Origin of the sequence: Bradyrhizobium sacchari, from assembly GCF_002068095.1 — a bacterium.
GTDB classification, from domain to species: Bacteria; Pseudomonadota; Alphaproteobacteria; order Rhizobiales; family Xanthobacteraceae; genus Bradyrhizobium; species Bradyrhizobium sacchari.
Genome location: NZ_LWIG01000021.1, coordinates 1 through 2,877 on the forward strand (window position 1 = coordinate 1; position 2,877 = coordinate 2,877).

Consider the following 2,877-nt stretch of genomic DNA (forward strand, 5'->3'; position numbering starts at 1 on the left):
CCTGCGACGAGCGCCCGACGCTCTCATAGGTGAAGCCGGCGGCCGCCATCTCTTCGGGGCGGTAGATGTTGCGGAGATCGACGACGACCGGTTGGGCCATGGTTGCCTTGAGCCGGTCGAGATCGAGCGCGCGGAACTGGACCCATTCGGTGACGATGACCAGCGCGTCGGCGCCTTGCGCGCAGGAATAGGCGTCCTCGCAATAGGTGATGGTGGGCAGCTCACCCTTCGCCTGCTCCATGCCGACGGGATCGAAAGCTTTGACCTTCGCACCCATGTCGATCAGCCCGGTGACCAGCGGGATCGACGGCGCATCGCGCATGTCGTCGGTGTCGGGCTTGAAGGTGAGACCGAGCACGGCGATGGTCTTGCCGCGCAAGGAGCCGCCGAGCGCATGGCTGACTTTGCGCGCCATCGCGCGCTTGCGGTTCTCGTTGACGGCAAGGACCGACTCGACGATGCGCAAGGACACGTCATAGTCCTGCGCGATCTTGATCAGCGCCTTGGTGTCCTTCGGGAAGCACGAGCCGCCGAAGCCGGGGCCGGCATGCAGGAACTTGGTGCCGATGCGGTTGTCGAGGCCGATGCCGCGCGCGACCTCCTGCACGTTGGCGCCGACCTTTTCGGAGAGATCGGCGATCTCGTTGATGAAGGTGATCTTGGTCGCCAGGAAGGCGTTGGCGGCGTATTTGATCATCTCCGCGGTGCGGCGCGCGGTGAACATCAGCGGCGCCTGGTTCAGCGACAGCGGGCGATAGATGTCGCCCATCACCTTGCGGCCGCGCTCGTCGGAGGTGCCGACGACAACGCGGTCGGGGAACTTGAAGTCGCGGATCGCCGCGCCCTCGCGCAGGAATTCGGGGTTGGAGGCGACGACGACGTCGGCCGCAGGGTTAGCCTCGCGGATGATGCGTTCGACCTCGTCGCCCGTGCCGACCGGCACGGTGGACTTGGTCACCACGACGGTGAAGCCGGACAGCGACTGCGCGATCTCCTTCGCGGCGGCGTAGACGTAGGACAGATCGGCGTGACCATCACCGCGGCGCGAGGGCGTGCCGACCGCGATGAACACGGCGTCGGCGTCCGCCACCGGCTTGGACAGGTCCGTGGTGAAGTCGAGCCGCTTGGCCTTGACGTTGGTTGCGACCAGCTCGTCGAGGCCGGGCTCGTAGATCGGAATCTCGCCGCGGTGCAAGGCCGCGATCTTCTTCTCGTCCTTGTCGACGCAGGTGACGTCGTGACCGAAATCCGCAAAGCAGGCCCCGGACACCAGTCCCACATAGCCCGTTCCGATCATCGCGATGCGCATGAAAAACTCTTTCCGTTGCAGACGGATGTTCCACTGAACACCCTAGACCATTTCTCTATCAGGCCGCACGCACAACATTAGGGCAGGCTGCTTTGTTGAGCGAATAATCCCTAGCCGCCGCGCGTGACAGGAATTGCGGACATCTCCTGAATCCGCGACATGCAATTGTGCATTCAGGAGCGCTGATAGTCGTCTTCAATCCGGATGATGTCGTCTTCCCCGAGATAGGAGCCGGTCTGGACCTCGATCAGCTCCAGCATGATCTTGCCGGGGTTCTCCATCCGGTGCACCGCGCCCATGGGGATGTAGATCGACTCGTTCTCATGCACGGTCTTGACGGTCTCGTTGACGGTGACGCGGGCCGCGCCGCGGACCACGATCCAGTGCTCGGCGCGATGATGGTGCTTCTGCAGCGACAGCCGCCCACCCGGCTTCACCACGATGCGCTTGACCTGGTGGCGCTCGCCATTGTCGACGGACTGATAGCTGCCCCACGGCCGATGCACCTTGAGATGCTCCTCGGTGACCTTCGGCGCCACCGCCTTGAGCTTGGTGACGAGCCGCTTCAGGCCGTTGGCATCCTTCTGGCGCGAGACCAGCACCGCATCCGCGGTGGCGACCACGACGAGATCGTCGACACCTTCGAGCGCGACCAGCGCGGAATCGGTGGTGACGTTGCAGTTGCGGGAATCCTCGAACACCGCGGTGCCGTGCGCGGCATTGCCCTGCGCATCCTTCTCCGACAATTCCCACACCGCATGCCAGGAGCCGACGTCGGACCAGCCGCAGGACACCGGCACCACGGCGGCGCGCGAGGTCTTCTCCATCACGGCGTAGTCGATCGAGATCGCCTTGGCCGCGCCGAACGCCTCGGGCTCCAGCGTGACGAAGCCGAGATCGCGGCCGGCATTGTTGACCGCGTTGGCGACCGCCTCGACGCTTGCCGCATCGACCTTGCGGTATTCGTCGAGCAGGACGCTCGCCGGGAACATGAAGTTGCCGCTGTTCCAGAGAAACCCCGAATTGACGTAGTCGGCCGCCGTCACGGCGTCCGGCTTCTCGACGAAGCGCGCGACCGCGTGCACCGCGCCGGAGATCACCTCGCCCGGGCTGATATAGCCGTATTCGGTCGCCGGCCGCTCCGGCTTGACGCCGAAGGTGACGATGCGCCCGGCGCTCGCGGCGGTGAGGCCTTCGCGGCATGCCGCAACGAAAGCGGCATTGTCCTGCACGACGTGATCGGCGGCGAGCGCGAGCACGATCGCCTCAGAGGCGCGGTTCTGCGCGAACACGGCGCCAGCGGCGATCGCGGGCCCGGAATCGCGCCGCATCGGCTCGAGGATCACGTCGGCCTCGATGCCGATCTCGGCGAGCTGCTCCAGCACCATGAAGCGATAGGCCGCGTTGGTGATGACGATCGGGCGATCGAACAGCGATGCATCCGAGACGCGCAGCAGCGTGTCCTGGAAGGTCGAACGCGCACCGAACAGCGGCAGGAACTGCTTCGGCCGCACCTCGCGCGAGGCGGGCCACAGCCGCGTGCCGGCACCGCCGCACATGATCAGGGG

At 65.6% G+C, this 2,877-nt stretch carries 2 protein-coding genes; both read right to left on the bottom strand.

All coding sequences use genetic code 11. The annotated features are described in order from the left end of the window. Positions 1-1,309: UDP-glucose dehydrogenase family protein (locus A5906_RS23115; RefSeq protein ID WP_080140688.1), on the bottom strand; the 1,309-nt coding region annotated here is incomplete at its 3' end. A 173-nt stretch (positions 1,310-1,482) separates the two neighbouring features. Then, positions 1,483-2,877, bottom strand: a 1,395-nt coding sequence (locus tag A5906_RS23120) for a mannose-1-phosphate guanylyltransferase/mannose-6-phosphate isomerase (RefSeq protein ID WP_245326864.1), incomplete at its 5' end; no start/stop codon positions are given.